The following is a 6120-nucleotide window of genomic DNA, read 5'->3' on the forward strand; positions in this document are numbered from 1 at the left end:
CGGGATCCAGCAGTGGGACCTGTCCGGTGGCGCCAACCAGCGGTGGACCCTCACCGCGGTGAGCTGACCGCCTGACCCGGTGGGCAGGGACGACCCCACGGCCGCCCCTGCCCACCGAGCGCACCTGGCCGAACTCTCGAGCGGAGCACGACGTGAGCCTGGGAACGCCCCGTCGACCTGTCACGCTGGCGCAGGTGGCCGCCGAGGCGGGAGTCTCCTCGGCGACGGTCCACCGGGTGCTCAACTCGGCGCCGCACGTGCCACCTCGCACCGCGGACCAGGTCAACCGCGCCATCGCCCGGCTGGGTCGAGGGGCTCCGATACCCCGCAGGATGCACGACCAGACGACCGCCACCGTCCTGCTGCGCTGCCCGCAGCCGATGGACGAGCACGTCGGCCCCCTGGTCTCGGCGGCGGCCGACGTGCTGGAACGCAGCGGCTGGCCGGTCTGGCTCAGCGTCGGCGAGCACGTGGACGTCGCGGGCGGGCCGGGGATCCTCGACCCGCGCAGGGGCGTCGCCGGAGCACTCTTCGTCCAGCCCTCGCAGACCTGCCACAGCCTCCTCGCCACTCGGCCGAGCGGACTGCCGGCGGTGGTGGTGGATCCCCGGCGGGCTCCGCCTGCTGGAGTGACGTCGGTCGTCGCAGATCATCGGGAGGCCGGACGGCTGGTCGCCCGGCACGTGCTCGGCCGCGGGCACCGACGCGTCGCGCTGCTCGGCGGGACGTGCGAGGGACTGATGTACGCACGCCGGATGGACGGCCTGATGTCCGAGCTGAACCCGGCGGGCGCGACCGTGTCCGTCGTGCCGGCACACCTGCAGCTGCTCACGTCGACGCTCGATCACGGCCGGGAGGTCGCGCGATGGGTGCTCGAGCAGCGCACGCCGCCCACCGCGCTCATCTGCCTCGACGACAGACTTGCCGCGGGGGCGATGCAGGCTGCTGCCGAGCTGGACCTGTCCGTGCCGGACGACCTGGTCGTGACCGGGTTCGGTGACTACGAGCTCAGCCGCGCAACCGTCCCGCGGCTCACCACCGTCCAGCAGCCGCTGGAGGCGCTCGGACGACTGGGCGCCACGCTGCTGATCGACCAGCTCGCGCGCCGGCGTGTGCCCCTCGGGGAGACGCAGGTTCCGGTCGAGCTGGTGGCGCGCGGTTCGTCAGCCGGGCCGGACCGCGGTGCTGCGGTGGTTCCCGCGTGACGCTCAGGGCGTCGGAGGCGCCTCTCCCGTGGAGCCTCGGACCACCAGCTCGGTCGCGAGCTCCATGTGCAAGGCCTCCACCTTCTCCTGGTTGATGAGCCGGTTCAGCAGCGTCACCGCCGTTCGGCCCATCTCCTCGAGCGGCTGCCGGACCGTGGTCAGCTGCGGGGTGGTGGCGCGGCTGACGTCGATGTCGTCGAAACCGGTGATCGAGACGTCCTGCGGTGTGCGCAGCCCGCGCGCGCGCGCGGCAGCCATCGCCCCGACGGCGATCTTGTCGTTGAAGCACACGAGCGCGGTGGGGCGTCGCGGCAGGTCGAGCAGCTCGCCGGCGGCCTCCTCGCCCTGCAGGAGGGTCGGGGGCACGACTCGGGTGAGCTCCGGATCGGTCAGGATCCCCGCGCCACCCATCGCCGCCTGGTGGCCCGCCAGCCGATCGCTGCCCGCCAACCAGTCCTGCGGTCCCGCGATGACCCCGATGCGGCGGTGGCCCAGCTCGAGGAGGTGGGTCGTCAGCCGCATGGCCGCGGTGACGTGCGCCGCCGAGACGGCTGCGACGTCGGGCGGCGGGGCGGTCCGCGGATCGATGATGACGAACGGCAGCCCGCGACGACGCAGGCCGAGGAGCTCGGACGGCGACTCCGGCGGCAGGATCAGGATCGCCCCCGCGACGGCGCGTGCGGACAGCGAGGCGAGCGGATGGCGGTCCTGCGACGACTCGCCGGCGTCGAGCAGCACGTCACGCTCGTGCATGCGCAACGTCTCGGTGACCGACGACACGATCAGACCGAAGTAGTCGCTCAGCACGTACGGGCACCTCACGAAGACCGGACCGGTGCGCCCCGCCGGGCCCCGGCGCGGAGCGAGCACCGCAGGGCCCCGGGCGGCGATCGCGGCCTCCACCATCGCGCGGGTGTCGGGCGCGACGTTGGTGTGCCCGTTCAGCACGCGCGACACCGTCGCGATGGAGACCCCTGTGTCGGCCGCGATCTGACGGACGGTGCTGCGGGACGAGGTCGGCACGTTAGTTACACCTTTGTTCCAGAAGCGCGCATCCCCCGGTCAGGGCACAGCGACGCGTTGACAAGCGCGTGGCAGAACGTCAGGGTATGTCCGGTACGAGCAGATCACCCCATCCGTTACACATTGTTACATGAGCCCCCGTCGATGTACAGACGGCCGTCATGTCCTTCCGCTCAACGAGGAGTCGGCGATGAGAAGAACCGTCCTGGCATGTCTGGCGACGGCGACGGCCGCCGCCGTCGTGGCGATCCCCATGTCACCCGCGATGGCCGACGACGGGGCCCGTGGCCACGGTCGAGAGGTTCAGGCGCGGGTCTGGGTGACCACCCCCGATCGTGCGCAGCTGCTGGCACCGCAGGCGCCGGTGTCGTTCAGCGAGGGTCGCTCGGACCTCAGCACGATCGTGGTCGACCCGGACCAGCGCTTCCAGACGATGGACGGCTTCGGAGCGTCCATCACGGATTCGTCGGCCGCGCTGCTCGCGGGGCTGCCCCGGGGGCAACGCGACTCCGCGATGCGGTCGCTGTTCGGGTCGCGCGACGGGATCGGCGTCAGCTTCCTGCGGCAGCCGGTCGGCTCCTCGGACTTCACGGCGGCGGCTGAGCACTACACGTACGACGACGTCGCGCCGGGCGCGACCGACTTCCCGCTCGCGCACTTCTCCATAGCGCACGACGAGGCGCAGATCCTGCCGCTGCTGCGCCAGGCCAAGCAGCTCAACCCAGAGCTCTCCGTGATGGCCACGCCGTGGAGCCCGCCTGCGTGGATGAAGACCGGCGACTCGCTCGTGGGCGGCCGGCTCAAGGACGACCCCGCCGTCTACGACGCCTACGCCCGGTACCTCGTGAAGTTCGTGCAGGCCTACACCGCGGCCGGGGTGCCGATCGACTTCCTGAGCGTTCAGAACGAGCCGCAGAACCGCACCCCCGGCGGCTACCCCGGCACGGACATGCCTGTGGCGCAGCAGGAGAAGGTCATCCTCGCGCTCGGCCCGCTCCTCAAGAAGGCCAGCCCGCGCACGAAGATCCTGGCCTACGACCACAACTGGACCGAGCACCCGAACGACGTCGCGAACACCCCTCCCGGTGAGGACCCGGCCACCGACTACCCGTACCAGGTGCTGTCCGGGCCCGCCGCGAAGTGGGTCGCAGGCACTGCGTACCACTGCTACTCCGGCGACCCGAGCGCGCAGACCGCGCTGCACGACGCCTACCCGAAGAAGGGCATCTGGTTCACCGAGTGCTCCGGCTCGCACGGTGCGACGGACACCCCCGAGCAGATCTTCCGCGGCACGCTGACCTGGCACGCCCGCACGATCGCCATCGGCACCACCCGCAACTGGGCGAAGTCGGTCGTGAACTGGAACATCGCCCTGCGCGAGGACGGCGGCCCGCACCTCGGCGGCTGCGACACCTGCACCGGCCTGCTCACGGTCCAGGCCGACGGCACCGTCCGCACCGATGCCGAGTACTACACGATCGGCCACCTCTCCAAGTTCGTGAAGCCCGGCGCCGTGCGCATCGGCTCCACGTCGTTCGGCACCACCGGATGGAACGGACAGATCATGGACGTGGCGTTCCGCAACCCCGACGGATCGACGGCCCTGGTGGTGCACAACGAGAACGACGACCCGCGCAGCTTCGCGGTCGCGGTCGGTGACCGGCGGTTCGAGTACACGCTGCCCGGCGGCGCGCTGGCCACCTTCACCTGGCCTGCATCGCGCACGCTGACCGACCACCGCACCCAGCTGGACCTGTCGGGTGCCACCGCGACCGCGACCTCCGCTCCGGCCGACGCCGCACTCGCCGTGGACGGGGACGCGTCCACCCGCTGGTCCAGCGGACAAGGCCAGACGCCCGGCCAGTCGCTGACCGTCGACCTCGGCCGCGGGCAGCTGTTCCGTCAGGTCGCGATCGACTCCGGGGACAGCCTCGGCGACTACGCCCGCGGCTGGCAGCTCGAGACCAGCCGTGACGGCACCCGCTGGCACACCGTGGCCACGGGCGCGGCCACCGGCCAGCTCACCACGGTCGACACCGGCGTGACCTTCGCCCGCTACCTGCGGATCACCACCACCGCCGACGCCGGCAACTGGTGGAGCCTCGCCGACGTCCGCCTCTACCGCTAGTCCGTCGAGCCCGGCGGTCGGCCGTGCCCCCTCGCGGCCGGCCGCCGTGCCTGCACCACCCATCACGTACTCGCTCCCGAGCAGGACCGGGACGCGGGCACGGGCTCGTGGACACAGCCGTCCCCGAGGCACGCACCCCTCTGGAGGAACGATGCGAAGAACAGCGGACGCGCGATCACCGCGCACCGTGGCGGTGGCCACCAGTGCCGCCCTGGCGGTCGCGCTGGGAGCCATAGCGCTTGCCCAGGCAGCACCCGCCCACGCCGCGACGTCCGCGAGCGTCTGGGTCACCACGCCAGACCGCGGGAAGCTGTTGGCGAAGCAGGCGGACGTCACGTTCGGCGCCGGCGGGAGCGGCTCCGTCATCACCGTCGACCCGGCGACCACCTACCAGTCGATGGTCGGGTTCGGGGCATCGCTCACGGACGCCGCGGCGTCGAACATCGCGAGCTCACCGCAGCGGGACCAGATCATGAACGCGCTGTTCAACCCCTCGACCGGGATCGGCCTGAGCTGGTTGCGCCAGCCCATCGGCGCCTCGGACTTCTCGCGGTCCTTCTACACGTACGACGACGGCGCCGCCGACCCGACCTTGTCGCGGTTCAGCATCGCCCACGACCTCGACCAGATCATCCCGCTGATCAAGCAGGCCAGGCAGCTCAACCCGGCCCTGACGGTCATGGCCAGCCCGTGGAGCGCACCAGGCTGGATGAAGACCAACAACGCCCTCATCGGCGGGTCGCTCCAGACGACGTACAACGCGACGTACGCCGACTACCTGGTCAAGTTCGTGCAGGCGTACCAGGCCCAGGGCGTGCCGGTGTCCTACCTCAGCCTGCAGAACGAACCGCTGTACTCGCCCGGCGGCTACCCCGGGATGCTCATGTCGAGCAGCCAGCAGGCCGACATCGTCAAGCTGCTGGCCCCGAAGCTGACGGCGGCGGGACTGTCCACCAAGATCCTCGCCTACGACCACAACTGGGACAACACCGGGTACGCCACCGACGTGCTCAACAACGCGGGCTCCTCCGTCGTCGGCTCGGCATGGCACTGCTACGCGGGTGACCCCTCCGCCCAGAACGCCGTGCGCAACGCCTTCCCGACCAAGGACATCTTCTTCACCGAGTGCTCCGGCATCGAGTCAGGCAACACCTTCGCCGACTCCCTCAAGTGGCAGGGCACCAACCTGGCCATCAATGCCGTCCGGAACTGGTCCCGCACGGTGACCACCTGGAACCTGGCGCTCGACGCCAACCACGGACCGGTCATCGGCAGCTGCACCAACTGCACGGGTGTGGTCACCACCTCCGGCGGCAGCTACACGACGAACGCCGAGTACTACGTCCTCGGACACCTCTCGACGTTCGTCAAGCCCGGTGCCGTGCGCATCAGCTCCACCGGCTTCGGCGACGGAGGGGTCCAGAACGTGGCGTTCCGCAACACCGACGGCACCATCGCGCTGGTGGCGCTGAACACCGGAGGCGCCGCCCAGGACTTCAAGGTCTCCTACCAGGGGACGTCCTTCGGCTACAACCTGCCCGCCGGCGCCATGGCGACGTTCACCTGGGCCGGGACCGGGACGACCCCGTCGACGACGCCGCCGACGCCGACGGTCACGCCGACAACGACCCCGACCCCGACGCCCACCACGACGACTCCGCCGACGGCCGGGTCCTGCACGGTGGTCTCCGGTTCGACGTACCGGATCACTTCGGCGTCGAGCGGCAAGGCGCTGGACGTGCGGGACAACTCGACGGCCAACGG

4 protein-coding genes are annotated in these 6120 nt (G+C 71.0%); 3 read left to right on the forward strand and 1 reads right to left on the reverse strand.

Annotated elements, in window-relative coordinates:
• Positions 1–152 precede the first annotated feature (152 nt).
• Positions 153–1205 (forward strand): LacI family DNA-binding transcriptional regulator, encoded by a 1053-nt coding sequence (locus I847_RS24270; protein WP_081681050.1) that lies wholly within the window; start codon positions 153–155, stop codon positions 1203–1205.
• A 3-nt stretch (positions 1206–1208) separates the two neighbouring features.
• On the opposite strand, the gene I847_RS0116150 is transcribed toward I847_RS24270, so the two are convergent.
• Complete coding sequence (locus I847_RS0116150; protein WP_028050515.1) at positions 1209–2228, reverse strand: LacI family DNA-binding transcriptional regulator; 1020 nt, start codon at positions 2226–2228, stop codon at positions 1209–1211.
• Between the two features lie 190 nt (positions 2229–2418).
• Between I847_RS0116150 and I847_RS0116155 the strand changes: the two genes are divergently transcribed.
• Positions 2419–4356, forward strand: coding sequence for a discoidin domain-containing protein (locus I847_RS0116155; RefSeq protein WP_051274993.1), 1938 nt, complete (start codon positions 2419–2421; stop codon positions 4354–4356).
• Between the two features lie 151 nt (positions 4357–4507).
• Positions 4508–6120: glycoside hydrolase family 30 beta sandwich domain-containing protein (locus I847_RS0116160; protein ID WP_034610736.1), on the forward strand; the 1613-nt coding region annotated here is incomplete at its 3' end.

Origin of the sequence: Cellulomonas sp. URHD0024, from assembly GCF_000426185.1 — a bacterium.
Taxonomy (GTDB): domain Bacteria; phylum Actinomycetota; class Actinomycetes; order Actinomycetales; family Cellulomonadaceae; genus Cellulomonas.

Excerpts from the sequence above, each read along its gene's own strand:
- I847_RS0116155 (WP_051274993.1), top strand. The coding sequence starts at position 2,419 with ATGAGAAGAACCGTCCTGGCATGTCTGGCGACGGCGACGGCCGCCGCC.